Origin of the sequence: Marinobacter alexandrii (assembly GCF_005871205.1) — a bacterium.
Lineage (GTDB): Bacteria > Pseudomonadota > Gammaproteobacteria > Pseudomonadales > Oleiphilaceae > Marinobacter > Marinobacter alexandrii.
Genome location: NZ_SWKM01000011.1, coordinates 143,667 through 168,002 on the forward strand (window position 1 = coordinate 143,667; position 24,336 = coordinate 168,002).

Sequence of the window (24,336 nt, forward strand, 5' to 3'; positions counted from 1 at the left end):
CTCCGGTTATTCTTCGTCAGTCTGGCGCTTGATCCACGCCAGCACATGTTCCGAGGGTAGTCTCTGCAAGCCCGGTGGCTGCCAATCGGTCAGCTCTCCCTGGCCCAGCACCAGCAACCCCCCGGGCGCCAGCCGCTCTGCAAGTCGCCTGACAATTTCTCGCCGGCGCCAGCGGCGGAAATAGATCAGCAGATTCTGGCAGAAGATAATGTTCATTCCGTGCATGGGAGCCTGGTCGAGGTCCAGCACATTGAGTCTGGTAAAACACACCCGCTCACGGATGCTTTTCACAATCTCTACGGTGTTCCGCTCGGCCGGGCGGAAATACCGGGTTTTCAATTCTTCGTCCATCCCCATCAGTTTGCGGGGGTTGAACAGGCCATCCCGGGCTTTGTCGATCGCGGGCTTGCTGATGTCGGACCCGGTAATCCCGAACAGGGGCTGCAGCTCCAGCTGGCTCATGCATTCGTTCAGCACCATGGCCAGGGTGTAGGGCTCTTCACCGCTTGAGCACCCAACACTCCAGCCCTCCAGTGGCCGCTTGCGCAACTGCTCCCTTGGTCGGGTCAGCACGTAATCCGCCACCAGGCGAAAAGCATCCGGATCCCGGAAGAACCGGGTTTCCTGGACCGTCAGTCGGTCCACCAGAGTTGACCACTCCCTGATCGCATCGGGCCCGGATACGATTTTCTCGTAGTAGGCCTGATAGCTGTTGCAGCCGATTTCCCGCATCCGGATACCAAGATTGGTTTCCAGAAAGGAGCGCCGTTCTGCCGACAGGGTTATGCCGGTACGATGTTCCAGCAGAGTCTGCCACTGGCTGAACTGCGCCTCATCCATATGCGGGAGTCGGCGCAGGGACCAGATACCTTCGGCGGGTGACAGGTTGTTATGCATTTGCGCCATAAACCGTCAGCAGCCCCGGGCCGAAAATCAGCCCACCACCGGAACGTCGCTGTCTTCCTCTTCGTCCTGCTCAACCGCGTCTTCTTCCGGCAGGGTAAAGCCGGCAACGGAGGACCGCAGCTCAGAAGCCATCTCTGCCAGGTTACCGATAGACTTCGCGGTCGCGTTGGTACCGGACGAGGTCTGGGACGTGATTTCCTGGATAACGTTCATGGTGTTGGAAATGTGCGCAGCGGATGACGACTGCTGTCGAGCGGCGTTGGAGATGTTCTGGATCAGCTCCGCCAGAGACATGGATACGTTCTCGATTTCCTCGAGCGCGATACCCGCGTCCTGGGCCAGCCGGGCACCACGGACCACCTCGGCGGTGGTGTGTTCCATGGAGATAACCGCCTCGTTGGTGTCAGACTGGATCGTCTTAACCAGGGCTTCAATCTGCTTGGTTGCTGCAGAAGAACGTTCCGCCAGTCGCTGAACTTCGTCGGCAACGACCGCGAAGCCACGACCTGCGTCACCGGCCATGGAGGCCTGGATCGCTGCGTTCAGGGACAGGATGTTGGTTTGGTCGGCGATGTCGTTGATCAACGATACGATGTCACCGATTTCCTGGGAGGACTCACCCAGGCGCTTGATCCGTTTGGAGGTTTCCTGGATCTGCTCACGGATGTTGTCCATGCCGCGGATGGTGTTCTGTACCACCTCGGCACCTTTCTTCGCGATCGCAACCGACCGCTCAGCAACCGCGGAGGATTCGGCAGCGTTCGAAGATACCTGGTCGATAGAGACCGCCATCTCGTTGACCGCAGCGGAGGCGCCGGCAATTTCCTGAGCCTGGTGCTCGGAGGCGTCGGCCAGGTGCATGGCTGTGGCCTGGGTTTCCTGGGCGGCTGACGCTACCCGTACTGCAGTGCCCCGAATTGCCTGTACCAGTCCGCGCATCTGGTCGATCGCGTAGTTGATGGAGTCGGCGATGGCACCGGTGAAGTCTTCGGTTACCGTGGCCTCTGTGGTCAAGTCACCGTCCGCCAGATCGGCGAGTTCGTCCAGCAGTCGCAGGATCGCGTTCTGGTTCTGTTCGTTCTGTTCCTGGGTAGTCGACAGGCGCGCCTGGGCTTCCCGGTACAGGGCCAGACCGATGACGACGACGATAGCAACCATGGCTGCAAGGATAATGAAGGCCAGGGTCGGGCTGACAACACGGGAACCGGACTGGTTCCGGAAGCCTTCGGCCAGTACGGAGAGTTCGGAGAGCAGGATCTCGGAATTCTGGAAGATGTCGCTGGCGGCAGTACGTACCTTGAAGAGGTCGGGAGAGGCTTCAAGGATGGCGTCTACGTTCTGGGAGACGAACTCGAACAATTCATCGACGGCTTCGAGGCCGTAGATGGCGTCTTCATCGTCCACTTTCGAGATGCCCATGGCCGGGTTGCCGTTGAGCTGTCCTTCCAGTACTCGTCCGAACAGGCTGGCGTCGCGTCCGAAACGGTCAGCGGCGATAACCGCGTCCTCGTCGCCGGACAGGACGTTGTTGACCGAGCGTACGATCCGTTCCGCCAGCAGCGACTGACGCTGTGCCAGCGCGATCTGCTCGGCCGGTGCGTCGTTGTCGAGCAGAATCTGAACGATGTCGTCGTACTCAACCTGCAGCTGCGGAATGGTTTCGTTCAGTGTGCGCGCTACTTCGTGCAGGCCGAGAACTGCGTCCTGGGTAGACAGGATGCTGTCGGCATTTTCGCGCACGGTATTCCAGTTGTCCCTGACCCCGCTCTGGTTTGCCAGTTCACTGGGTGGGAGGCTGGTTTCCGGGTTGCCCTCAGAGACGTTGTTCCAGAGTGTCTGGAACTCATCCCGTGAACGCCGGAGCTGGTTAAAGGCTTCGGCGGTACCGCCCGCGGCTTCCGTCGCGTTCTTCGCAATGGCCTGGGAAAGCACCCTCAGCTCAGCGGTGTTGGCGATGTACTCCTGATCGTTCTGGCTGTCACTGTTAATGATAAACAGGACCACAACGAGCAGGACGGTGAGTGCAATCAGTGCGGCAATCAGACCGGCAACCAGCTTGTTGCCTCCCTGTCCCATACTGAGTCTTCCGGCTCTGTTTTTCATTTTCTGGCTCCCGGCCTCTTCTTAAAGATTGGCAAGTTTGTTGTTGCGGGTATCAGGCGGTCAGGGTGATGTTCCTGCCAGTATCAACACCCTACCACTGTGCGACGTCGAGAAAGCGTTCATCGTCGAGCAGATCGACGGCTGAAAAGACTTTCCAGACTTCTTCGTTACGCTCGTAGCCGCCTGTTACAAACGGCCGAACGTTTTCAGGCACACCTTTAGGTGCGGCCTTGAAACTGTCAGATGCGAAGTACTGCATACCCAACACACTGTCGACCACCAGTCCGCTGAAGATGTCCCCTTCCTCGACAACCAACACCCTTCGTTCGCGCAGGCTGCGCGAGGAGCGCGGGATATCAAAGAAACCGGCAAGATCTACCAGGGGAAGGAGGCGGCCACGGACGTTGGCGGCGCCCAGAAGAAATGGGCGAACTCCCGGGATATGGGTGAACCTCGGGACATGGAGGATTTCAGTGACTTCGCCCATGGGGGCCACGTAGCGCTCACCGGCAAGAATAAAACCGATACCGTTCCACAGCTCAACGGCTTCCTGTTGCTCCGGCAAGCCGGCCGCCATGGACCGACTGCGCTGGGCGATATCCGTCAGAACGGCAAAGGGGGCGGTCTGGGCGGACATGCTTACTCCACGGTTGGGGATCAGGCAATCAGGCTATTGATTGTTTTGATCAGATCGTCTTCGTTAACCGGCTTGACCAGATAACCTTTGGCGCCCTGACGGGTACCCCAAACACGGTCCGTTTCCTGATCCTTGGTGGTCACGATAACCACTGGGATGGACGCGGTTTCAGGAGCGCGGGTCAGCTGGCGGGTAGCCTGAAATCCATTCAGGCCGGGCATGACAACGTCCATCAGCACCAGATCGGGCGTTTCTGCGCGGGCTTTGGCAACACCGTCTGCGCCGTTGTCGGCGGTCAGAACGTCGTGCTGGTGCTTTTCCAGGATGGAAGAGATCTTCTTAACCTCGGTGGGGGAGTCGTCAACAATGAGAATGCGAGCCATGGGTTCCTCGATGGTTCTGGGTTTCAGCAGGTTTACTGGGCCGCCTGGGGGATATACTGGCGGATAGTATTGAGCAGCTCGTCCTTGCTGAACGGTTTGGTCAGGTATTGGTCAGAGCCGACGATGCGGCCCTTCGCCTTGTCGAACAGGCCGTCCTTGCTGGAGAGCATTATTACCGGCGTCTTTTTGAAGGAGGAATTGTTCTTGATGAGTGCGCAGGTCTGGTAGCCATCCAGTCGCGGCATCATGATATCGACAAAAATGATGTCCGGCTGGGAATCGGCAATCTTGGCCAGAGCGTCAAAGCCGTCAGTTGCGGTGATTACCTCACAGCCGACTTTTTTCAGAAGGGTTTCTGCGGTGCGACGGATGGTTTTACTGTCGTCGATCACCATGATCTTCAAATTCTCGAAGTTGTCATCCATTGTCCAACTGCCTTGCGCTCAGCGACTGTCATTATTTTACAACGGGTTTTAGCACAAACCTTACGGCTGTTCTATAAACCCCGCATATTTATAGAGTATCAATGGCTGGATAAAAAGTATTACTTTGTGACCAAATGTACTTCCGCCTGCAACGTCACGTAATCGGCTGAGGATATCTGCGGATGCATTCAAGGCTCGGGTACAATACCATTCGATGTCTCAGCATAGCACTTATTCCCCGGTCCACTCTGCTGACCGGTTCGTGTTTTCAACCCTTGGATTTCAAGAGGCACTATGACAGTCCGACTCGGGATCGTGATGGATCCAATAGAGGATATCCATTTCAAGAAAGACAGTTCACTGGCAATGTTGCTGGCGGCGCAAAAACGCGGCTGGGAAATCGAATACATGGAACTGCCGGACATGTACCTGGATGGTGGCAAGGCTATGGCCCACACCCGGGATCTGACTGTGCACAATGATCCGGAAAACTGGTACAGCTTTGGCCCCAGCCAGGATCGTGCCCTGGGGGATCTGGACGTCATCCTGATGCGCAAGGATCCACCCGTTGATCGTGAGTTCCTGATGGCGACCTACATCCTTGAATCGGCCGAGCAGCAGGGTGCCCTGGTGGTGAACCCGGCGGCCACCCTGAGGGATTGCAATGAGAAACTGTTTGCTACCCAGTTCGAGGATCTGACCCCACCGCTGCTGGTGAGCCGGTCCGCGACCCGGTTCAAGGAATTCTACGCCCGCCACGGCGATGTCATCATGAAGCCGGTTGATGGCATGGGTGGGCACTCGATTTTCCGGATCCGGGAAAACGACTTTAACCTGGGCGTCATCATTGAGACGCTGACCAGTTACGGTGAGCACCAGGCCATGGCCCAGAAGTACATTCCGGAGATCACCGACGGCGACAAGCGCATCCTTTTGATTGAGGGCGAACCCGTACCTTACGCCCTTGCACGCATTCCGTCGCAGGGCGAGAATCGTGGCAATCTGGCTGCAGGTGGCCGAGGGGAGGGGCGTGAATTGACGGCAAGGGACCGCGAGATCTGCGACCGTGTTGCCCCGGTTATCAAGGAAAAAGGCCTGATGTTTGTCGGCCTTGATGTCATCGGCGATTACCTCACCGAAATCAATGTAACCAGTCCCACTTGTATCCGCGAACTCGACACGGCGTTCGGTATCGACATTGCCGGCCTGTTGATGGAAGCGGTTGCCAAGCGTCTGGAGGCGCGTAAACGGGCTTAATGCCCGGCCCGGGACTAACGATGTAACCAGGATCTGGAATGGCAGTTCAGGTAAGCGACTTCGACCGGTTTTCCTTTACCCTTTTTATGGCGCTCGCGGTGCATGCCATGATTGTGCTGGGGATCACCTTTGCCCCGGAGCCGCCCCGGTCCTCGGCGCAGACCATGGAAATTACCCTGTCGCAGTTCGAGGACGAACAGGCGCCGGAGGAAGCGGATTTTCTGGCCCAGACCAATCAGCAGGGCAGTGGCAGTGAGGAGCAGGCCGAGGAAATGACCACGCCGAACCCGGCACAGGTGAGTCAGCCGGAAGTGGCCCAGGTGCAGCCCGAGCCGCCCTCGAAAACCGAGCCGCAGCCGGTGCGTGAAAAACAGGTGGTGCAAACCGAGGCCCAGTCCAGTCGTAAGGTTGAGCAGCCGAAGGAACGCACCAAGCCGGTTGAGGAGCCGGTTCCGGTTCGCGAGAAGAAGAGCCTGATGGAGCGGAGCCTGGAAATTGCCAGCCTGGAAGCACGCCTCGATGCCCAGCAACAGGCCTACGCACGCAAGCCGCGAGTGATGCGGGTGACGGCCGCCTCGACCCTGAAATCGACTAACGCCTGGTACGTCCAGAACTGGATCAGCAAGGTCACCCGGGTTGGCAACATCAATTACCCCACCGAAGCACGACGCGCCGGAATCTACGGCACACTTCGAATGCTGGTATCCCTCAAGAAAGATGGCACAATCAAAGAAGTGGCGGTGCTTCAGTCTTCCGGCAGTACGGTGCTGGATGACGCCGCCATCCGAATCGTCCGAATGGCAGCGCCGTTTGCGCCATTCCCAGACTCGATGGGAGAGAAGGTGGACGAATTGGAAATCATACGAACCTGGTCTTTCCAGCGGCGGGGGCTGACTTCCGGATGACAGCATCAAAGCATTCTCCTAACAGCCTGAGGCACCACTTCCTGGTGGCGTCACCCTATCTTGCGGACCCGCGTTTCCATGGCGCGGTGATCTACTTGTGCGAGCATTCCGACGACGGCGCTCTTGGCCTGATGATCAACCAGCCCCTGGATATCCACCTTGGTGAAATCCTGGAACAACTGGATATGCACGGCGGCGAACTGGATCTCCCGGTGTTCAGCGGCGGTCCGGTAGAGCCCGAGCGGGGCTTTGTCCTGCACCCGCCGGGAACCAGCTGGCAAAATACCGCCGAGGTGACGGATGACGTGCTGTTGACCACGTCCCGGGACATTCTGGCCGGCATCGGTCAGAACCAGGGGCCGGAGGAATTCCTGGTTGCTCTGGGCTATGCCGGCTGGAGCGAGGGCCAGCTTGAACAGGAACTGGGCAGCAACTCCTGGCTCACCTGTCCCGCCTCCACCGACATCATCTTCCGAACCCCTTGGGAAGAGCGTTACAAGGCAGTGTTGAACCTGATCGGCATTGATCTGAACCAGCTCAGCGAGTCCATTGGCCATGCCTGAACCGGGTAACCGCAGCGTCCTGGCATTTGATTATGGTACTCGCCGTATTGGGGTGGCCTCGGGCCAGGAAATGCTGGGTACCGGACAGCCGGTGGCGATGATTCCGGCCCGGGATGGCATTCCCGATTGGTCCAGGGTGGAGGCAATTCTTCAGGAATGGCAGCCAGACCTGGTCGTGGTGGGGTTGCCGCTGAACATGGACGACACCGAGAATGAGATGTGTGCCCGGGCCCGGAAATTCGGCAAGCGAATTCACGGCCGCTACCATGTGACGGTCGAGATGGTCGATGAGCGTCTCACCAGTTTCGAAGCCAAGGGTGAGGTGATGGCTGCCGGGGGTAGCCGTGATTTTGGCCGCCACGGTGTCGATGACCGTGCCGCAGTACTGATTCTGGAAACCTGGTTTGGCCTTCAGCGTGACCGGGTCGACCACTGACCGATCAAGGCCTCTACAACAGCGAGGAAGTAATGACCGCACTGCTTGATATCGACCAGTTGCTGAATGAGCTGGAATCCGGCCTGCGCCAAGTGTTGGCAGACCGGGGCGTGGACCAGCCGGCATTGATAGGAATCCGGACCGGCGGTGTCTGGCTCGCCGACGTGCTCAGCAAGCGCCTGGGCCTGGATGAGCCCTTCGGTGAACTGGATATCTCCTTCTACCGCGACGATTTCAGCCGCATTGGCCTGAACCCGAGGGTAAAGCCCTCGAGCCTGCCGTTCGACACCGAAGGCCGTGACGTTATTCTGATCGACGACGTGATTATGAGTGGCCGGACCATCCGTGCCGCCATGAACGAGATCTTCGATTATGGCCGTCCTGCCAGTATTATACTGGCTACCCTGATTGATCTGGGTGCCCGGGAACTGCCAGTTCAGCCTGACGTTGTTGGCCGGACCCTGGCCCTGGAGGAACATCAGCGGGTGAAGTTGCGGGGCCCGGAGCCCTTACACATTGAGCTTCAGGAAGCCGGACACTGATTCGGCTTTTTTTGGCCACACGCTAACGACAAGAAACCAGAACCGCACACAGGCGAACCATGACCGCAAACGATCCCTTCCCGCACCACTTGCAGCTGACCCGGGATGGTCAGTTGCGCCATTTCCTGACCCTCGACGGCCTAAGCCGTGACCTGTTGACCGACATTCTGGATACCGCTGATTCCTTTATTGAAGTCGGGGAGCGCACCATCAAGAAGGTCCCGCTGTTGCGGGGACGCACGGTGGTGAACCTGTTCTTTGAATCCAGCACCCGAACCCGGAGTACCTTCGAGTTGGCGGCGAAGCGATTGTCCGCCGACGTGCTCAACCTTGATATCAGTACCTCCGCCACCTCCAAGGGTGAATCCCTGTCCGATACCCTGCTGAATCTCGAGGCGATGGCCAGCGACATGTTCGTGGTGCGTCACTCCCAGAGTGGCGCACCCCACTTTATCGCCGAGAGCGTTACCCCCGGGGTGGCCATCATCAATGCCGGCGATGGTCGCCATGCCCATCCGACCCAGGCAATGCTGGATATGCTTACCATTCGCCAGCACAAGGGTGGATTTGAGGGCCTGAAAGTCGCCATTGTTGGAGATGTCCTGCACTCGCGGGTGGCGCGTTCCCAGATCCGCGCCCTCAATGTCCTGGGTGTTGCCGAGGTGCGGGTGATTGCGCCGGGCACGCTGTTGCCCAAGGATGTCGAAAGGCTGGGCTGTACTGTGCACTACGACATGGCCGAAGGCATGAAGGATCTTGATGTGGTGATCATGCTCCGGCTCCAGAACGAGCGGATGGAGGGCGCCCTGTTGCCCAGTGAGCGGGAGTTCTATCGATTGTACGGACTGAGCCGGGACAAATTGGCGTTGGCGCATCCGGATTGCATTGTGATGCACCCGGGCCCCATTAACCGTGGGGTGGAGATTGAATCGGCGGTGGCCGATGGGCCCCAGTCGGTGATTCTGAATCAGGTGACCAACGGCATCGCGATCCGCATGGCGGTGATGTCCATGGCCATGGGCGGGCAGCTTGCTGAACGCCAGCGCACGCAGGCTCAGGGAGGACAGGTATGAGTGGTTCAGTTCAAGATAGCGGCGCGAGCCTGAAGATCGTTGGTGGGCGCCTGCTGGACAGTCAGGGCACCGACGCCGAGAACACTGCTCTGCTCATCAAAGGCGGCCACATTGTCGCCATGGGCGACGCCGCGGCACGGGCCGTAGCCGACAAAACCGTGAATGCGGAGGGTTGTATCATCAGCCCGGGCTTTGTCGATCTGCACTGCAACCTCAGAGAACCGGGCAACGGCCAAAAAGGCAATATCGAGTCGGAAACCCGGGCGGCCGCCCACGGCGGCTTCACCACGGTGTGCGCCTCGCCGGAGACATCGCCGGTTAATGACTCGGGTGCGGTGACCAATCTGATCCGGGATCTGGCCAGTAACCGGGCCTCTGTTCACGTTCTGCCGGTGGGTGCCATCACCCGGGGTCTGGAAGGTGAATTGCTCAGTGATATGGCGGGCCTGGCCGCTGCCGGCTGTGTCGCAGTCGGCAACGGCGGTCGGGGTGTACGCAACGCCCGGGTTCTGCGCCGGTGTATGGCCTACGCCCAGACTTTTGGCCTGACTGTCATGTTCCGGCCAGAAAACCAGGCCCTGGCTGCGGATGGTTATGCCCACGATGGGCTGGTGACCTCCCGGCTGGGGCTGCTGGGCATCCCCGAAGTGGCCGAAACCACGGCGGTAATGGAAATGATCCTGCTGGCCGAAGAAACCGGGGCACGGCTGCACCTGAGCCAGCTATCCTGTGCCCGCAGTGTTGAGATGCTTGCCGAGGCGCGCAGGCGTGGCATTGCGGTGACTGCTGACGTGGCTATTCACCAGTTGCTGTTCACCGAGGACGCGCTGGCCGGATTCGACAGCCGCTTTCATGTTCGCCCGCCCCTGCGCAGCGAGCGCGACCGGAAGGCGTTGCTTGCCGGTGTCCGTGATGGCGTCATCGATGCCATCGCCAGCCAGCACCAACCCCACGACACTGCGGCCAAGCAAGCGCCCCTGGCGGCTACCGAACCTGGCCTGTCCACCATTGAAAGCGTCCTCTCCCTGGGCCTGGAGCTCGTGGAGTTGAATGAGCTGGGTTTGCCGGAGCTGATTCGGGCCCTGACCTCCGGGCCGGCCTCGGTCCTGGGGCGCAGCGCCCGATTGGCCGAAGGTGAAGTTGCGGACCTGTGCGTGTTCGATCCTCAGCACTACTGGACGCCCGCCGACGATACCCTGGTCTCGGTGGGGCGGCACGCGCCGGTCACCGGTCGCGAAGTTCCGGGTGTGGTGCGCCTGACCCTGGCCCGAGGCAAAGTGGCCTGGCAGCACCCGGCGAGCTGAGCGCAGATCCTGGTCAAAATGCGGCAGAGGTAGTGATATCTCTGTCGACACCATCACAGAATCTCCTGTTGTTGCTGAAAAGCCCTTGATGACAGCCACCGGTGCCAACGTATTCTTACGAAGGCCGGCCTACTGTCAGCCAAGGAAAGCGGGCCAGTTGGTACACTTGGACGTACTGACGCCCGACAATAAAAACATCAGGAGTCCTCCCGTGACATCAGCAACCTTCCCGCATCGGGTGGCCATGGCTGCCGCCCTGTGTGTCAGTCTTTTTTTTCCTACCCTGAGCCATGGCCAGGGTGAACCGCTGGAGCGCAGTTTTTGCGTATTCGATCCGGTGGGTGCCAATGGCCCTCTGTTCGCCATCACCAAAACCTTCCAGCCGGTAGCCCTGAAGCAGGGTATCAAGCTGAATCTTCGGGCCTATACCGATGAAAAGGTCGCCGCCGAGGACTTCAAGGCGGGCCAGTGCGATGCCGTGCTGCTCACCGGTACCCGGGCCCGGGAGTTCAACAAGTTCACCGGCAGCCTGGAAGCCATGGGTGCCGTTCCCGGGGAGCAGGAGATGCGTCTTCTGTACAACACCCTCAGCCAGGCCAAGGCGCGACCATTCCTGATTGACGGCCCCTATGAAGTCGCCGGTGTGTTCCCGGGTGGGGCGATTTATCTTCACACTCGTGACCGCGGTATTGATTCTGTGGAAAAACTCCAGGGCAAGCGCATTGCTACTCTGGATTATGATCAGGCCTCCGTGCGCATGGTCCGGCATGTCGGGGCCTCGGTGGTGGGCTCTAACTCGGCCAATTTTGCCGGCAAATTCAATAATGGCAGCGTCGACCTCGCCTACGCCCCGGCGGTTGCCTACACACCGCTTGAGCTCTACAAGGGCGTTGAGCCCAACGGTGCCGTGGTGAAATACGCGATTGGCTACATGAATTTCCAGGTGATTATTCACCGTGACCGTTTCCCGGATGAGGCGGCTCAGATGGTGCGTAATGAATCGATCAAACGCATTGATCAGGCCTACGACGTCATCGCCCAGGCTGAAGCGGAAATCCCCAAGACGGTGTGGATGAACCTGCCCCAGGAAGACACCGCCGAGTACGACAAAATGCTGCGCAAGGTGCGGCTGTCGCTGCTGGATGATGGGGTTTTTGATGAGCGGGCCATCAAGTTGATGAAGGCGATTCGGTGCCGGGTGGACGCAACCCGCGCAGAGTGTGCTTCCTGACAGTGATTTGCGATGTTGTTCGCGATATAACGGGGCCTGCCAGCGCAGGCCCCTTCTTAGTCAGCTGATTTTATCCTTAAGTCCCTTGCCGGCCTTGAAGCCAACAGTCTTGCTGGCCGGAATGCGAATGCTGGCTCCGGTTTGCGGGTTCCTGCCATCCCGCGCTTCCCGGGAGCGAATATTGAAGGTACCAAAACCGATCAGGGTGACGTCCTCACCCCTCGCAGCGGCCGCAGAGACCTGATCGGTAAACGCGGTAATCACCTCGCTGGCCTTGTCGCGGGTCAGGCCGGTTTGATCAGCAATAGCGGCAGCTAGTTCGGGTTTGCGCATCGGATACTCCTTTTTTATTTCTGTTTTGGTCTGGGGGCTGGCCACAGGCTTGATGGCCTGCGGTTGGTCTCATCTATAGTGGGTTGGCGTTCATTGTGCAAATGCCGGCACCAGGATTTACCGCGGCGTTTGGTGTCATTTGCGGCGTCGGTCTCATAAAAACAGGATCTTGTGAGCCATAATGTGGCCTCGGTTACAGTCTGTAACACGGCGGGTTGGGGTCGGATCGGCGACAGCACGCCCATGCAAAACGCTGAGAATAATAACGCCATAGGTAAACCCGCGATGACAGATTCCCTGACTCACTCACTGGAACGATCACTGGTCTGGCCCCGGCTAAAGGGATGGTGTGCGGCGTTGATGGCCAGTGCGCTGCTCAGTGGCTGTGGCGCGGTCAACAACATGCTCTACAAGACCACTGGCGACGTTATGCAAGGCTTCTCCCGGGATCACACGGTGCCTTACCTGCTGGAAAGCAGTGATCTGGCCATGGGGTGTGCCATGAGTGAGGCCACTGCGCCCCTGCTGATGTCCTTTGGTCGGGTCACCTCTGAGCCGGATCAACTGGCCGTCATGCTGTATCTTTCTGCCGGTGGCTGCGCTGAGGAGAAGGCCCGGGAGTTCGAGCTGGATGGTCTGGCGGCCATGCACGCCATGAATGCCAACGAAGCCGAAGATGCCCTGATCCGCCAGAAACGCGCTTATGTCCTGGCTTCCGAGCGCTATTTCAAGGGCTGGAAACACCATAATGCCTATTACGGTGCGCCCGGGACCGGCGAATGCCCGGACTTTGCCGATGACAAGGATGAGTTCATTTACTTGGCGGGTCTACTGTCCGGCCTGCAGGCGCTGAATGCCCAGATTCAGTCGACATCGTCTATCGGCGTACCCGCCAATGTCGGCTCAATCGTCGCTCGGGCAACGGCATGTCTTGAGAACGACAAGTGGTGGGGAGCCCCCATGGCGCTTCGGGCAACCGTCTGGGCCATGATTCCGGGCGCGCAGCCTGAAGGTGAAGACGCCTTCGAGCGCCTGGGCATTGCTGACGGGCAGGGCGAGGCAGCGGGGGTTCGCCTGCCGCACGTATTCCACGCCATTGCCGCCATCAACAAGGGTGACCAGGATCTCGTTAAGTACGTTATTCGGGAGCACGCCCGGTCGCTGGAGCAAACTCCAGCCAACGCCGACTGGCGATTTGTGGATGCCATGGCTACCAACATGATCGTCGCCATTTCCGATCGGCTCTGGGTGGAAAATACCGGTCATCGCACTCCTCTGGGCCAGCTGGGCACCTTTTGGGATGACCAGCCGGAAGAGGTAGAAACCATGAACCTGGACGACCTGTTGTAATTTCACCATGTCCCAGAATTTAGCGCTTTCCAAGGTTGGAGTCCGTCGCACCGGGTTGGAGTGGTTCTCTTCTCTGCCCGCCTGTCTGTTGCTGTTGGCGGTGGTGGTATTCTCGACCAGCAGTGATATCCACAACCAGATGTTGCGAGGGGGCGAACAGCTCTGGAGCGGTTACTACAAGCTGCGGATGGATCCAGTTCAACCTACCTGTAACGCCAACCGGGATGTTGATGCAGCGGTCGCGGCGGAATTGGCGGAAACGCCCGCCAGTGATGATCCCATGGCGGCGCTTCTTGGCGCCGTGGAAAAGAACCCGGCCGAAGTCCGGCTTGCCATCGAACGGTCACTGGCCGATTGTCGGGAAGCCTATCAGAGCTACGAGAGCCTGCAGGGGCAGCTGACGCCGGGTCTGAAAGCTTACCGGGCGGTTGAGCTGTTCATTGCCGACCTGATTGCCTTCGGGCTGTCGTCCCAGCGCTATATCCTGGTCCTCTTGGTCATGCTGTGTGCGGTCACTGCTACGCTGACCCGCCACCACATCGCCATGCGTGCCATGGAGACCCGGCTGGACTACACCGTGTCTCATACCCTGCAAACCATCGCCAACGCCATGTTGCTGGGGTCCAGTGTCATTTTTCGCCAGTCTACCTTGGGGGCCGAAACCTCAATCTCATCGGAAGAGTTGCTGCTGCATAACTTCTGGATTGCGGGCTTTGGCTGCCTGACCCTGGCCTGCCTGTACCGCTTATTCCAGGTACCTGAAGAGCTGGAAGAGGGTGGCAATCTGAACAAGGCGTTCCTCGCCGTACCGCTCTACACCGGGATGTGTTTGATCTCTGGCAGCTATTTCGCCCTGATTGGTCATGCCTCGGGTATTGGCATCTACCTGGGCAAGATGATGGAACTGTCCGACATGTTCCTGAATGTGGGCTTGTATGTTTGGGTCGGGATGATGCTGAAGCAGACCCGTTTGGCCACGCTGGTGTTCGATGTTTTTCGGCCCTGGCGTATGCCGCCGGAATTGCTGGCGGTGGTGGCGGTATTAGTCGCAGCTATTCCGACCGCTTACACCGGTGCTTCGGGTATCTTTGTGATCGCCGCCGGTGCGGTCATCTACAGTGAGTTACGGGCTGCGGGCGCCCGGCGCCAGCTGGCGCTGGCTGCCACGGCCATGTCCGGCTCACTGGGTGTCGTGTTGCGGCCCTGCCTTCTGGTGGTTGTGATTGCGTATCTGAACCGGGAAGTCACCACTGACGAGTTGTTTGGATGGGGCATTTGGGTGTTTGTCCTGACCGCCACCCTGTTTCTGCTGGTGGCACTGACGGTGAATCGCCAGAGCAAGTTCGAGCTGGCACCCTCCTCGGTAGCGTTCCCGGCCATGCTGCAGGCAATGAAACCGCTGGTTCCCTACGTGCTGGTCATTATTGCAGTGGTGCTGCTGTACCGAATCGCGCTGGATGTGAGCATGGATGAATTCTCCGCGCCGCGCCTGCTGCCGGTCATCATGCTGGCGATCCTGGCGTATGAACACTTCGCTCTGAAGCCTCGCCGGATCCGATCCCCGGACGAAGTTGGCCATCCTGGCCTGGAGCGCTGCTTAAGAAGGGCCACCAACGACACCACTGCGGAAATCGGTGCGCTACTGCTGCTGTTGGGGCTGTCCGTGAGCATCGGTGGCGTCATCGAGCGCTCCCATATCATGCAAAGTTTTCCACAGGCATTCGACAGTGCCTGGTCGGCCATGCTTCTGATGGTCGTCATCCTGGTGATACTGGGCATGATCATGGACGCCTTCGGCGCGGTCATCCTGGTCACGGCGACCGTGGCGACCATTGCCTACGCCAGTGGCATCCATCCGATCCATTTCTGGATGGTTACCCTGGTGGCCTTTGAACTGGGATACCTAAGCCCGCCGGTGGCGCTGAACCATTTGCTGACACGGCAAGTGGTGGGTGAAGCGGAAGTGCTGGCGGCCCAGCAGGAGTCCGGCACCTTCTACCAGCGTCATGAGCGCATCATTATGCCACTCATCGCCATGGGGATTTCTCTGGTGCTCGTCGCGTTCGTGCCGCTGTTGTTTTATGCGGTTTAGGGGGCAGCCACAAAAAAAGCGCCGTGCTTTCGCAAGGCGCTTTTTTATTTGGGCTGGTGGGCTTAGAGCTTCGGCCCGGCCTCAACAATCGCGTCAGAGACATCGAACTTTTTGAAGTTCTCGACGAACTGGGCGATCAGCTCGGCAGCTTTGCCGTCGTAGTACTCTGGGCTCGTCCAGGTGTTACGTGGATTCAACAGCGAGGAGTCCACCTCTGGGACGTACTTGGGTACGTGCAGGTTCAGGGTCGGAAGGTGCTCCGTTTCCACGTCGTCCAGATCGCCGTTCTGAATGGCGGCAATAATGGCGCGGGTGGTCGGAATACTAAAACGCTGGCCCTCACCGTAAGGACCGCCGGTCCAGCCGGTGTTCACCAGGAATACCTTGCTACCGAACTCGTCCATCCGCTTCATCAGCAGCTCGGCGTAAACGCCGGCCGGGCGCGGGAAGAACGGCGCACCAAAGCAGGTGGAGAACGTGGACTTCAGCTTGGACGAAGAGCCCATCTCGGTAGAACCAACCAGTGCGGTGTAACCGCTCAGGAAGTGGTAGGCCGCCGCTTCCTTGGTCAGGATCGACACCGGCGGTAATACACCGGTCATGTCGCAGGTCAGGAAGACAATGTGCGAAGGCTCGCCGGCGCGATTTTCGAGGACACGCTTTTCCACATGCTCGAGCGGGTAGGCGCAACGGGAGTTCTCGGTGAGCGAGACGTCGGTGTAGTCCGGTTCGCGGGTTTCCGGGTCGATGGTGACGTTTTCGACGATGGCACCAAAGCGGATTGCATCCCAGATGATGGGCTCGTTCTTCTGGGACAGGTCGATGCACTTGGCATAGCAACCGCCCTCGATATTAAAGACCGTTCCAGGGCCCCAGCCGTGCTCGTCATCGCCGATCAGGAAGCGGTTCGGATCGGCCGAGAGGGTCGTCTTGCCGGTGCCTGACAGGCCGAAGAACAGGCAGGTCTGGCCGTCTTCTCCGACGTTGGCTGAGCAGTGCATTGGCAGAACGTCTTTTTCCGGCAGCAGGAAGTTCTGCACCGAGAACATGGCCTTCTTCATCTCGCCGGCGTAGTGCATGCCAGCCAGCAGGACCTTGCGCTTGGCAAAGTTGATCATCACGCAGCCGTTGCTGTTGGTGCCATCGCGCTCGGGATCGCACTCAAAATTGGCGGCGTTCAGGATCTGCCATTCCTGCTTGTCGGCCGGGTTGTAGCTGTCCGGGCGAATAAACAGGTTGCGACCGAACAGGTTCTGCCACGCGGTTTCAGTGGTCATCTTGACCGGAAGATAGTGCTCGGGATCGGAGCCGACGTGAACGTGAGAGACAAACTGGTCTTTCTCGGCGATGTAGGCTTCAACTCGATCCCAGAGGGCGTCGAACTTTTCGGCGTCAAACGGGCGGTTGATCGGACCCCAGTGGATATCATCAGCGGTGCTCGGCTCTTCGATGATAAAACGGTCCATGGGAGACCGGCCTGTGCGCTCACCGGTTTTCACAACCAGTGAACCGTTAGCAGCTAGCTGGCCTTCGTTGCGTGCCAGTGCCTGCTCGACCAGTTGTGCTGTACTCAGATCATTATAAGTGTTGCTCACTTCGACCTCGCCCTTGGGATGTCTTCGTGACTGCTCAGGCCGCCCCCCAAATTTGACGGAAATCTGAACAATCGGGTCAATTCAGGCGCGCTATTATGCCAGAGGCGCCGGCAAAAAACGACTGCCCAGGAAGCCGCGCCATACGCGGCTTCCGGGCAATTACATAGTGGTGTTAGTGTAACGTATGGCCGGTGAAAAGATGATCAATGTCGTTCCTATCGAAGCGATAGTGTGCGTGACAGAATTGGCAGTCCATATCGATCTGGCCCTGCTCATCCAGGATGCTGTAGCACTCGTCTTTGCCAATCGCTTCCAAGGCGCCCAGGGTCCGTTCCCGCGAACAGCTGCACCGGAAGGCAACGGTCTCGGGTTCGAACAGGCGCACGGTTTCCTCGTGGAACAGCCGGTGCAGAACGGTTTCACTGTCGAGTTCCAACAGCTCTGAGGCCTCCACGGTGCGGGCCAGGTGGTTCACCCGGTCCCATAAATCGTCGTCCTGCTCTGTGGTGCCCGGCATGCGCTGAAGCAAAAGCCCGGCTGCGCAGTGCTCGTCGGCGAACAGGATCAGGCTGGTGGCAATCTGCTCAGAGCGCTCGAAGTATTCTTCAAGGCAGCCTGCCAGGCTGTTCTCTTCCCGAGGTACAACACCTTGATAGCGATTGCCTTTGTTCGGAGTGATGGTAATAGCCATTCGGCCTTCGCCTAGCATATCGTGCAGGTTTTCCTCGCTCACGGCGTGCTCATCGAAGCGAGCCAGGCCGCGGATGTAGCGGTCATGACTGCATTCTGCCATCAGGGTACGGAGCGGCCCTTCGCCCTGGGCCTGCAGTGACAGGGTGCCTTCAAACTTGAGGGTGCTGCTCATCAGAACGCTGGCCACCAGTGCCTCACCCAGTAGGCTGCGAACGGAATCAGGGTAGGGGGCCTGGCTGCCGATTTCCTGGAAACTTTCCCCCAGTTGGACCCAGGCGCCCCGGACTTGGCTGTCCTCAAAGATAAAGCGCTGGAATTGGTCACGGGATGCCATGGTGTATCTCCTGAAAAAACTGAGTTGGGCTCTGAGGCGAGCCCAGTTTTGGTCGTTCGGCGCACTGCACTGAAAAAGAGTCAGATGTTGTTCTGCTCGCGGAAGCGCTGAATATCGCGGCGGTCTTTCTTGGACGGCCGTCGCGCCGGTGGTAATTGGGCGGCCTGCATGGTTTTACGCTGCCACGCGAGGTCTTCCCGTTTTTTAATGCTGTCGTCGGTCTCGTGGTAAAGCTTCTGGGCTTCCGGGGCGCCTCGGCGACGGTCGCTGATGTCGTCAACGATGATGACTTTTTCCTGCCAGCCCAATCGCAGGGTCAATTTTGCGCCGGCTTCCACCATCCTGCCGGGCTTGCAGCGCTGGCCGTTGTAGTGGACCTTGCCGCCTTCAATGGCCTCCTTGGCCAAGGAGCGGGTTTTGTAGAAACGCGCCGCCCAGAGCCATTTGTCGAGTCTTACGCGGTTGTCGTCAGTGGTGGGTGCCGCCATGTCTCCTCGCCTGATGAACGCCTGAAATGATTATAACCTGCTCACCGACCGGATGGCAGAGACTGGCGTTGGCGCAACGCTGGCAGCACTTCATCGAAATGATGAATGCCGGGGATCTCCGGATGCTGCTTATGCGCCGCTTGCTGACTGTCGGGCGCCAGGACCGCCAGACACTGGCCGATGCCGGCATCCCGGGCACTCTCAAGAACCGGGAAGCTGTCGTCCACCATCAGTGTTGAGCTGGCCTGGTAGGGCGCCAGTTGATGCAGGTCCTGCCAGAACTGCCGGTCTTCCTTGGCGCGTCCGAGCTGGTGACTGGATACGATGGCATCGACCCGCTGATCCAGTCCGGTTCGTTCCAGTTTCAGTTTCAGGGGATCTGGATGGCAGTTGGTGACGATCACCGTGCGCAGGCCAGACTCGCGCAGGGCGTCGAGAAAATCGATGACGTGGGGGCGGTAACCAATCTTGTCGCCCACTTCTGATTTCAGCTCGGTGATGTCCAGGGCTAGCCGGTTGCTCCAGTAATCGGTGCAGTACCAGTTCAGGGTGCCGCGTTCGGCCATGATCATCGGAATGATATGGTCTTTGGCGTCCTGATGGGCCAGGTTGTGCCGCTCTGCGTAGCGCAGGGGCAGGTGTTCCAGCCAGAAATGGGAGTCAAAATGCAGATCGAGAAGGGTTCCATCCATATCGAGGAACACCGTCTCCAGCGAGGACCAATTCACCATAAACAAAAACAGCCTGAAGATTTTTCTTCAGGCTGCCGCAGAAGCTCGGCCTTGGCAAGCCGGGATAGTACGGATTTGTCACGGGATCAGTTGGCGCTTTGTTGGACCGGTTCAGGCTTGCGACCAACCCGGGTGCAGCCCAGGCAACGAACAAACGTCGCTTTAGCCGGACCCACGACCAGGACTTCGCCGGCTTCTCCGGCATTCCCGCCCAACAAGGAGAACGGCAGTGACACCAGGTAGACAGCGCTGCCAATGACAGTTGTGGCCAGTAGGACCGGGCGGGCGAAAATGGCATCACCGGTCATCGCAAGCGCAGATGGGCTTTCGTCCACCGCCTTGGCATGCCCGACAGAAGAAAACGCCAACAGGCAGGCGGCCAGCGTGGCCATCAGTGTGCGGGAAATCTTTCGAGTCATCGTACTGTCTCCTGAACTTGTCGCCCCTGTGGTTTCTGTCTCGCCCCAGGGTATCGATCACACCCTTTTGAACGCTGAGTGGACGCTGAATACGCCCCTCAGTGTAGACGAAGGGCATTATATCTCTGTTAACTATGAATCATATTTGCGTATTTTCAAAAGATTTTTCGTTGCAAATTGTGCATTTGTATTGGTGGCTATCGCTGGCATCGGGGGCAATAGACGGTGGAGCGATTGTTCATACGGACCTCCTTTAAAACGGTCTCACACTCGGGGCACGGGGCGCCTGCGCGGCCGTAGACCAACAGTGACTGGGCGAAATAACCCGGTTTGCCATCGCTATTTACAAAGTCCCGCAGGGTGGTTCCGCCCATCAGTATGGCTGCGCTAAGGGTTTCCCGGATCGCCTCGGCGAGCAGGTGGTAGCGGTCCAGGCTGATCCGTCCTGCCTGCCGTCTGGGGTGAATGCCGGCCTTGAACAGGGCCTCGTTGGCGTAGATGTTGCCCACGCCCACCACCACGTGGTTATCCATGATGAAGGATTTGACCGGCGTCTTCCGGGATCGGGACAGCCGATACAGCATGGGACCGTTGAACTCCGCCGACAGGGGTTCGGGCCCCAGGTTGGCAATCAGCGGATGGCTGTCGGCGGCGTCTGACCACAGCCAGCAACCAAACCGTCGCGGGTCATTAAAGCGCAGGGCGACACCGCTCTGTAGCCTCAGCTCGACATGATCATGGGTCATAGGCGGGGCCTGGTCGGAAATGATGCGCAGGCTGCCGGACATACCCAGGTGAACAATCACCGTGCCGCCGTCCAGATTCAAAAACAGATACTTGGCGCGCCGGTCCACGGTGCGGATGGTCTGGCCTTTGAGGCGTTCAGCCAGGTCATCCGGCACCGGCCAGCGCAGGTTGGCATTGCGGACTGTGACCTGAGTGATGCGCTGGCCTTCACAGTGGGGGGCAATGCCGCGCCGGGTGGTTTCAACTTCGGGTAATTCGGGCACGCGGTGACACTCCGGGCGGTTAGGGGTTGTCGGCTGGCTGGTAGGCCAAGGCTAATTTGGAAACACACTAAGTGTAATCAGTAACAAAATTGCAGCCAAATACGGTTGTGACAGCGAACACCTGTACGCTAAAGTGGCATCATTGGCTTGCTGTCCCCCTACGAAGGTCTGATACTCTCCTGTTCTCTCTCCTTCCGGAACGGCGCAAGTCGCTGAATTGATTTGAGGATTTTTTATGTGGTTTAACGGTCTTCTTGACCTGTCGGTGATGCAGTTGATTCTGGTTGCGCTGGGTATGACCCACATCACCATTGTGAGTGTGACGCTCTACCTGCATCGCCATTCGGCCCACAATTCGCTGGACCTGCACCCCGTTCTGAAGCACTTCTTCCGCTTCTGGTTGTGGATGACCACTGCCCAGAACACCAAGGAGTGGACTGCCATCCATCGGAAACATCACGCCAAGTGCGAAACCGAGGATGATCCTCACAGCCCGGTGGTACTGGGCATCAAGAAGGTGCTGTTCGAGGGTGCTGAGCTTTACGCCACTGCAGCCACGCCGGAAACCCTGGAGCGTTATGGCCAGCGCACCCCGGAAGACTGGATTGAACGAAATGTATACAGCCGCTACAAGATGCTGGGTGTTTCGTTGCTGGCAGTGATTAACCTGGCACTGTTCGGCGTGCACGGCATCTGGATCTGGGCCCTGCAGATGATGTGGATTCCAGTCTGGGCCGCAGGCGTCGTGAACGGCCTTGGCCACTGGTTTGGCTACCGCAACTTCGAGTGCACCGACAATGCCCACAACATCTCTCCCTGGGGGATTTTGATTGGCGGTGAAGAACTGCACAACAACCACCACACCTATCCGAATTCGTCCAAGCTTTCGCGGCGGTGGTACGAAGTGGACATTGGCTGGGGTTATATTCGTCTGTTCCAGCTGTTTGGCATGGCCAAGCCGAAGGGATACCGGCCGATTGCCCATCATGTGCCGGGCAAGCAGGAAGTGGATGTTGAAACCGTACAGGCCATCGCCAACAACCGGTTCGACATCATGCGCCAGTACCGCAAGCGCGTCATGGAGCCAGCATTGCGCCAGCAACGGGCGCTCATGGATGACGAAATCCGGCCCCGCTATCGCAAGCTCAAGCAGCTGTTGTCACGTGAAATCACGCTGATTCAGCCGAAAGAAAAGGAAACCCTGGAATCTGTTCTGGAGCGGAACGCCATGCTGCGTCAGATCTACGACAAGAGCCACGAACTGCAGGCGCTGTGGCGCCAGCGTGGCCTCAAACCCCAGGAAAAGCTGAACGCGCTGATGGAATGGTGTAAAGAGGCGGAAGCCAGTGGCATTCGCTATCTGGAAGAGTTCGCCGAGCACCTGCGAGCCTATTCGCTCAAGCCCGCAGCCTGAACTGAGAACCCCGCTTCGGCGGGGTTTTTTGTGTTCGAATGCCAGCCCAGTGACGCCGTCAGGCGGTGTGTTCCTGCTCAGGGCTCACCCGAAACAGACAATAGGTGACCTGGCCTGCGGTCTTCTGGCGATGCAGTTGCCAGTGGTTGGGTACGGTTGGGGGCGCCCTTTCGCTTTCATGCTCCAGATAGACCCATCCCCCCGGTTTTACCCAGCCCTGGTCGTCGAGCACGGGCAGGATGGCTTCAAGCCAGCCCTGTCGAAAAGGCGGGTCCATGAAGATGATGTCGAACGGTTCCCGGGTGCGGTGCGCCAGATAGCTGTCGACGCTGGCGCACTCCACCGTGCCCCGGTCTGATTTCAGCAGCCGGAGGTTATCCCGAAGCGCCCGTGCCAGGCTCGGCGTGTGGTCTACCAGCGTGACGGCGCCGGCGCCGCGGGACAAGGCTTCCAGGCCCAGGGCGCCGGAGCCGGCAAACAAGTCCAGGCAGTCGTTGCCAGCGGTGTGAAACGAGAGCCAGTTGAACAGGGTTTCACGGGTCCGGGCCGGCGTAGGGCGCACCCCGCCGGCGTCGGGAAAGCGCAGTTTGCGGCTGCGCCAGTCGCCGCCGATGATGCGGAGTTCACCCATGCCGACTCCGGCGCCTTGGGAGCCGCGGCCAGGCGAATTCACTGAACCCCGGCCGGCGGGTTTCTTGCGTGCCATGTAGTTAACTCCAGCAACCTGTCTGTGTCAGTGCGTAGCCCGTATGGTAGCGGAAACCGGGGCGGGCGGGATAATTCCGGCAACCCTCACTTCGGCAGGACAGTCTGCTAGAATGTCGGCCTTGTTTCTCCCGCCCATTCGGATTGATGGTATGACTTTATGACGGCAGAGTGGATTTCAATTGGCCTATTGGCCCTTCTGGTACTCATTTTCGTGTTGGATATTGCCGGCAATCGCAGTCGGGCCCCGCGTCCAAAGCCGGTGCCTCAGCGGAAGCCGGAGGTGGCCAAAGGCCCAGCGCCAGCCGAGCCTGCGGAAAAAACCAGTACAGAAGAGGCGAGTGTAGAAGGCCCTGCCGCAGAATCGGCTCCGGCCGAAACCAAGCCTGAAGCAGTCGAGGCCCCAGAGCCTGTCGCTACCCCTGAGCTGGCAGCAGAACCCGAGCCAGCTCCAGAGCCGGAACCCCAGCTCAGTGTTTTTGAGCGCATCAAGCAGGGACTGGGTAAAACCCGGGCCAGCCTGACCGGTGGAATGGCCGATCTGTTCTCGGTGGGCAAGAAGATCGACGAAGACCTGCTTGAGGAAATTGAGACCACCCTGCTGATGGCGGATGTGGGTGTTACCGCCACCTCGGAAATCATTGAATCGCTGACCGACAAGCTTGAGCGTAACCAGCTCAAGGACGGCGAAGCCCTGCGTAAAGCCCTGCGGGACGAACTTCATGGACTGTTGAAAGACGTGTCCAAACCTCTGTCGGTGGATACCGGCAAGCAGCCGTATGTCATCCTGATGGTTGGTGTGAATGGCGTTGGCAAGACCACCACCATTGGCAAGCTGACCAAGAAGTTCCAGAACGATGGCAAGTCGGTCATGCTGGCCGCCGGTGACACCTTCCGTGCTGCGGCCGTTGAACAGCTGCAAGTGTGGGGCGAGCGTAACAATGTTCCGGTGGTGGCACAGCACAATGGTGCTGACAGTGCGTCGGTGATTTTTGATGCGATCCAGTCGGCCCAATCCCGTGAGGTGGATGTTGTGATTGCTGACACCGCTGGCCGTCTCCAGAACAAAGACAACCTGATGAACGAGCTTGAGAAAGTCGTTCGGGTCATGAAGAAGCTGGACGACACTGCTCCCCATGAAGTGATGCTGGTGTTGGATGCCGGAACCGGCCAGAACGCCCTGAGCCAGGCCCAGGTGTTCCAGCAGGCGGTCGGTGTCAGTGGTATTACCCTGACCAAACTCGACGGCACTGCGAAGGGCGGCATCGTGTTCGCCATCGCTCGCCAGTTGCAGCTGCCCATTCGTTTTATAGGCGTGGGTGAGCAGGTGGACGACTTGCGCAGTTTCGACGCCGAAACGTTTGTGGATGCCCTGTTTGACTAAACCTCGGCACGACCGGAGCTGCA

General features: G+C 58.9%; 25 protein-coding genes. 12 read left to right on the plus strand and 13 right to left on the minus strand.

The genetic code is table 11. From position 1 onward, the window contains the following. Positions 1-6: 6 nt before the first annotated feature. The 5 genes from FCS96_RS00865 to pilG form a co-directional block, all read right to left on the minus strand. Positions 7-906 carry a CheR family methyltransferase gene (locus FCS96_RS00865; RefSeq protein ID WP_138438363.1) on the minus strand — a complete coding sequence of 300 codons (900 nt, stop codon included), beginning with the start codon at positions 904-906 and terminating at the stop codon, positions 7-9. 27 nt (positions 907-933) lie between these two features. After that, positions 934-3,009: a methyl-accepting chemotaxis protein gene (locus FCS96_RS00870; RefSeq protein WP_171040636.1), complete on the minus strand. Its 2,076-nt coding sequence runs from the start codon at positions 3,007-3,009 to the stop codon at positions 934-936. A gap of 91 nt (positions 3,010-3,100) precedes the next feature. Then, positions 3,101-3,646 carry a chemotaxis protein CheW gene (locus FCS96_RS00875; RefSeq protein ID WP_138438364.1) on the minus strand — a complete coding sequence of 182 codons (546 nt, stop codon included), beginning with the start codon at positions 3,644-3,646 and terminating at the stop codon, positions 3,101-3,103. A gap of 20 nt (positions 3,647-3,666) precedes the next feature. After that, entirely contained in the window at positions 3,667-4,029 is a 363-nt protein-coding gene (pilH, locus tag FCS96_RS00880; RefSeq protein WP_138438365.1) for a twitching motility response regulator PilH, read from the minus strand. A gap of 32 nt (positions 4,030-4,061) precedes the next feature. Further along, the gene (gene pilG / locus FCS96_RS00885; RefSeq protein ID WP_041342172.1) at positions 4,062-4,454 is read right to left on the minus strand and encodes a twitching motility response regulator PilG; all 393 of its coding nucleotides are present in this window, start codon (positions 4,452-4,454) and stop codon (positions 4,062-4,064) included. 294 nt (positions 4,455-4,748) lie between these two features. Here pilG and gshB point away from each other — a divergent pair, with 294 nt between their 5' ends. The 8 genes from gshB (at position 4,749) to FCS96_RS00925 (ending at position 11,765) form a co-directional block, all read left to right on the plus strand. Continuing rightward, positions 4,749-5,711, plus strand: coding sequence for a glutathione synthase (gshB, locus tag FCS96_RS00890; protein ID WP_138438366.1), 963 nt, complete (start codon positions 4,749-4,751; stop codon positions 5,709-5,711). Between the two features lie 38 nt (positions 5,712-5,749). Further along, positions 5,750-6,616: an energy transducer TonB gene (locus FCS96_RS00895; protein ID WP_138438367.1), complete on the plus strand. Its 867-nt coding sequence runs from the start codon at positions 5,750-5,752 to the stop codon at positions 6,614-6,616. Then, the gene (locus tag FCS96_RS00900) at positions 6,613-7,179 is read left to right on the plus strand and encodes a YqgE/AlgH family protein (protein WP_171040637.1); all 567 of its coding nucleotides are present in this window, start codon (positions 6,613-6,615) and stop codon (positions 7,177-7,179) included. The genes FCS96_RS00895 and FCS96_RS00900 overlap by 4 nt, the downstream gene beginning before the upstream one ends. Further along, positions 7,172-7,615 carry a Holliday junction resolvase RuvX gene (gene ruvX / locus FCS96_RS00905; protein ID WP_138438368.1) on the plus strand — a complete coding sequence of 148 codons (444 nt, stop codon included), beginning with the start codon at positions 7,172-7,174 and terminating at the stop codon, positions 7,613-7,615. The genes FCS96_RS00900 and ruvX overlap by 8 nt, the downstream gene beginning before the upstream one ends. A gap of 32 nt (positions 7,616-7,647) precedes the next feature. Continuing rightward, positions 7,648-8,157, plus strand: a complete 510-nt coding sequence (gene pyrR, locus FCS96_RS00910) for a bifunctional pyr operon transcriptional regulator/uracil phosphoribosyltransferase PyrR (RefSeq protein WP_138438369.1) — start codon at positions 7,648-7,650, stop codon at positions 8,155-8,157. Between the two features lie 59 nt (positions 8,158-8,216). Then, positions 8,217-9,230 carry an aspartate carbamoyltransferase catalytic subunit gene (locus tag FCS96_RS00915; RefSeq protein ID WP_138438370.1) on the plus strand — a complete coding sequence of 338 codons (1,014 nt, stop codon included), beginning with the start codon at positions 8,217-8,219 and terminating at the stop codon, positions 9,228-9,230. After that, positions 9,227-10,534, plus strand: a complete 1,308-nt coding sequence (locus tag FCS96_RS00920; RefSeq protein ID WP_138438371.1) for a dihydroorotase — start codon at positions 9,227-9,229, stop codon at positions 10,532-10,534. Before FCS96_RS00915 ends, FCS96_RS00920 begins: the two co-directional genes overlap by 4 nt. A gap of 244 nt (positions 10,535-10,778) precedes the next feature. After that, positions 10,779-11,765: a putative solute-binding protein gene (locus tag FCS96_RS00925; protein ID WP_138439597.1), complete on the plus strand. Its 987-nt coding sequence runs from the start codon at positions 10,779-10,781 to the stop codon at positions 11,763-11,765. Positions 11,766-11,825: 60 nt separating this feature from the next. Here the strand turns inward: FCS96_RS00925 and FCS96_RS00930 are convergent, their stop codons facing one another. Next, a complete protein-coding gene (locus tag FCS96_RS00930; protein WP_138438372.1) occupies positions 11,826-12,098 on the minus strand; it encodes an HU family DNA-binding protein in 273 nt (90 codons plus the stop codon). Positions 12,099-12,383: 285 nt separating this feature from the next. Here FCS96_RS00930 and FCS96_RS00935 point away from each other — a divergent pair, with 285 nt between their 5' ends. Together FCS96_RS00935 and FCS96_RS00940 are read left to right on the plus strand one after the other, a co-directional pair. Beyond that, positions 12,384-13,448, plus strand: a complete 1,065-nt coding sequence (locus tag FCS96_RS00935; protein WP_228263993.1) for a hypothetical protein — start codon at positions 12,384-12,386, stop codon at positions 13,446-13,448. A 7-nt stretch (positions 13,449-13,455) separates the two neighbouring features. After that, entirely contained in the window at positions 13,456-15,540 is a 2,085-nt protein-coding gene (locus tag FCS96_RS00940) for a TRAP transporter large permease subunit (RefSeq protein ID WP_138438373.1), read from the plus strand. A gap of 62 nt (positions 15,541-15,602) precedes the next feature. Here FCS96_RS00940 and FCS96_RS00945 read toward each other — a convergent pair whose 3' ends face one another. The 6 genes from FCS96_RS00945 to mutM form a co-directional block, all read right to left on the minus strand. After that, positions 15,603-17,135, minus strand: a complete 1,533-nt coding sequence (locus FCS96_RS00945) for a phosphoenolpyruvate carboxykinase (RefSeq protein ID WP_138438374.1) — start codon at positions 17,133-17,135, stop codon at positions 15,603-15,605. A gap of 172 nt (positions 17,136-17,307) precedes the next feature. Then, positions 17,308-18,162, minus strand: a complete 855-nt coding sequence (gene hslO / locus FCS96_RS00950; RefSeq protein WP_138438375.1) for an Hsp33 family molecular chaperone HslO — start codon at positions 18,160-18,162, stop codon at positions 17,308-17,310. Positions 18,163-18,242: 80 nt separating this feature from the next. Beyond that, entirely contained in the window at positions 18,243-18,650 is a 408-nt protein-coding gene (hslR, locus tag FCS96_RS00955; protein WP_138438376.1) for a ribosome-associated heat shock protein Hsp15, read from the minus strand. Between the two features lie 41 nt (positions 18,651-18,691). Then, complete coding sequence (yrfG, locus tag FCS96_RS00960) at positions 18,692-19,381, minus strand: GMP/IMP nucleotidase (RefSeq protein ID WP_138438377.1); 690 nt, start codon at positions 19,379-19,381, stop codon at positions 18,692-18,694. 86 nt (positions 19,382-19,467) lie between these two features. Further along, positions 19,468-19,800, minus strand: a complete 333-nt coding sequence (locus FCS96_RS00965; RefSeq protein WP_138438378.1) for a hypothetical protein — start codon at positions 19,798-19,800, stop codon at positions 19,468-19,470. 197 nt (positions 19,801-19,997) lie between these two features. Continuing rightward, a complete protein-coding gene (gene mutM / locus FCS96_RS00970) occupies positions 19,998-20,810 on the minus strand; it encodes a bifunctional DNA-formamidopyrimidine glycosylase/DNA-(apurinic or apyrimidinic site) lyase (RefSeq protein ID WP_138438379.1) in 813 nt (270 codons plus the stop codon). Positions 20,811-21,045: 235 nt separating this feature from the next. Here mutM and FCS96_RS00975 point away from each other — a divergent pair, with 235 nt between their 5' ends. Next, on the plus strand, positions 21,046-22,224 hold the full coding sequence (locus tag FCS96_RS00975; RefSeq protein ID WP_138438380.1) for a DesA family fatty acid desaturase: 1,179 nt from the start codon (positions 21,046-21,048) through the stop codon (positions 22,222-22,224). Positions 22,225-22,282: 58 nt separating this feature from the next. On the opposite strand, the gene rsmD is transcribed toward FCS96_RS00975, so the two are convergent. After that, entirely contained in the window at positions 22,283-22,930 is a 648-nt protein-coding gene (gene rsmD, locus FCS96_RS00980) for a 16S rRNA (guanine(966)-N(2))-methyltransferase RsmD (protein WP_138438381.1), read from the minus strand. 159 nt (positions 22,931-23,089) lie between these two features. On the opposite strand from rsmD, the gene ftsY reads away from it, so the two are divergent. Next, entirely contained in the window at positions 23,090-24,313 is a 1,224-nt protein-coding gene (ftsY, locus tag FCS96_RS00985; RefSeq protein WP_138438382.1) for a signal recognition particle-docking protein FtsY, read from the plus strand. Positions 24,314-24,336: the final 23 nt, after the last annotated feature.

Coding starts and splice junctions, on each gene's coding strand:
- hslR (WP_138438376.1), bottom strand. CDS start 18,650: ATGGCGGCACCCACCACTGACGACAACCGCGTAAGACTCGACAAATGG.
- ruvX (WP_138438368.1), top strand. CDS start 7,172: ATGCCTGAACCGGGTAACCGCAGCGTCCTGGCATTTGATTATGGTACT.
- FCS96_RS00925 (WP_138439597.1), top strand. CDS start 10,779: ATGGCTGCCGCCCTGTGTGTCAGTCTTTTTTTTCCTACCCTGAGCCAT.
- FCS96_RS00920 (WP_138438371.1), top strand. CDS start 9,227: ATGAGTGGTTCAGTTCAAGATAGCGGCGCGAGCCTGAAGATCGTTGGT.
- FCS96_RS00965 (WP_138438378.1), bottom strand. CDS start 19,800: ATGACTCGAAAGATTTCCCGCACACTGATGGCCACGCTGGCCGCCTGC.
- hslO (WP_138438375.1), bottom strand. CDS start 18,162: ATGGCATCCCGTGACCAATTCCAGCGCTTTATCTTTGAGGACAGCCAA.
- FCS96_RS00935 (WP_228263993.1), top strand. CDS start 12,384: ATGACAGATTCCCTGACTCACTCACTGGAACGATCACTGGTCTGGCCC.
- FCS96_RS00900 (WP_171040637.1), top strand. CDS start 6,613: ATGACAGCATCAAAGCATTCTCCTAACAGCCTGAGGCACCACTTCCTG.
- pyrR (WP_138438369.1), top strand. CDS start 7,648: ATGACCGCACTGCTTGATATCGACCAGTTGCTGAATGAGCTGGAATCC.
- FCS96_RS00940 (WP_138438373.1), top strand. CDS start 13,456: ATGTCCCAGAATTTAGCGCTTTCCAAGGTTGGAGTCCGTCGCACCGGG.
- FCS96_RS00865 (WP_138438363.1), bottom strand. CDS start 906: ATGGCGCAAATGCATAACAACCTGTCACCCGCCGAAGGTATCTGGTCC.
- pilG (WP_041342172.1), bottom strand. CDS start 4,454: ATGGATGACAACTTCGAGAATTTGAAGATCATGGTGATCGACGACAGT.
- gshB (WP_138438366.1), top strand. CDS start 4,749: ATGACAGTCCGACTCGGGATCGTGATGGATCCAATAGAGGATATCCAT.
- yrfG (WP_138438377.1), bottom strand. CDS start 19,381: ATGGTGAATTGGTCCTCGCTGGAGACGGTGTTCCTCGATATGGATGGA.
- FCS96_RS00915 (WP_138438370.1), top strand. CDS start 8,217: ATGACCGCAAACGATCCCTTCCCGCACCACTTGCAGCTGACCCGGGAT.
- rsmD (WP_138438381.1), bottom strand. CDS start 22,930: ATGGCACGCAAGAAACCCGCCGGCCGGGGTTCAGTGAATTCGCCTGGC.
- FCS96_RS00975 (WP_138438380.1), top strand. CDS start 21,046: ATGTGGTTTAACGGTCTTCTTGACCTGTCGGTGATGCAGTTGATTCTG.
- FCS96_RS00870 (WP_171040636.1), bottom strand. CDS start 3,009: ATGAAAAACAGAGCCGGAAGACTCAGTATGGGACAGGGAGGCAACAAG.
- FCS96_RS00895 (WP_138438367.1), top strand. CDS start 5,750: ATGGCAGTTCAGGTAAGCGACTTCGACCGGTTTTCCTTTACCCTTTTT.
- FCS96_RS00930 (WP_138438372.1), bottom strand. CDS start 12,098: ATGCGCAAACCCGAACTAGCTGCCGCTATTGCTGATCAAACCGGCCTG.
- ftsY (WP_138438382.1), top strand. CDS start 23,090: ATGACGGCAGAGTGGATTTCAATTGGCCTATTGGCCCTTCTGGTACTC.
- pilH (WP_138438365.1), bottom strand. CDS start 4,029: ATGGCTCGCATTCTCATTGTTGACGACTCCCCCACCGAGGTTAAGAAG.
- FCS96_RS00875 (WP_138438364.1), bottom strand. CDS start 3,646: ATGTCCGCCCAGACCGCCCCCTTTGCCGTTCTGACGGATATCGCCCAG.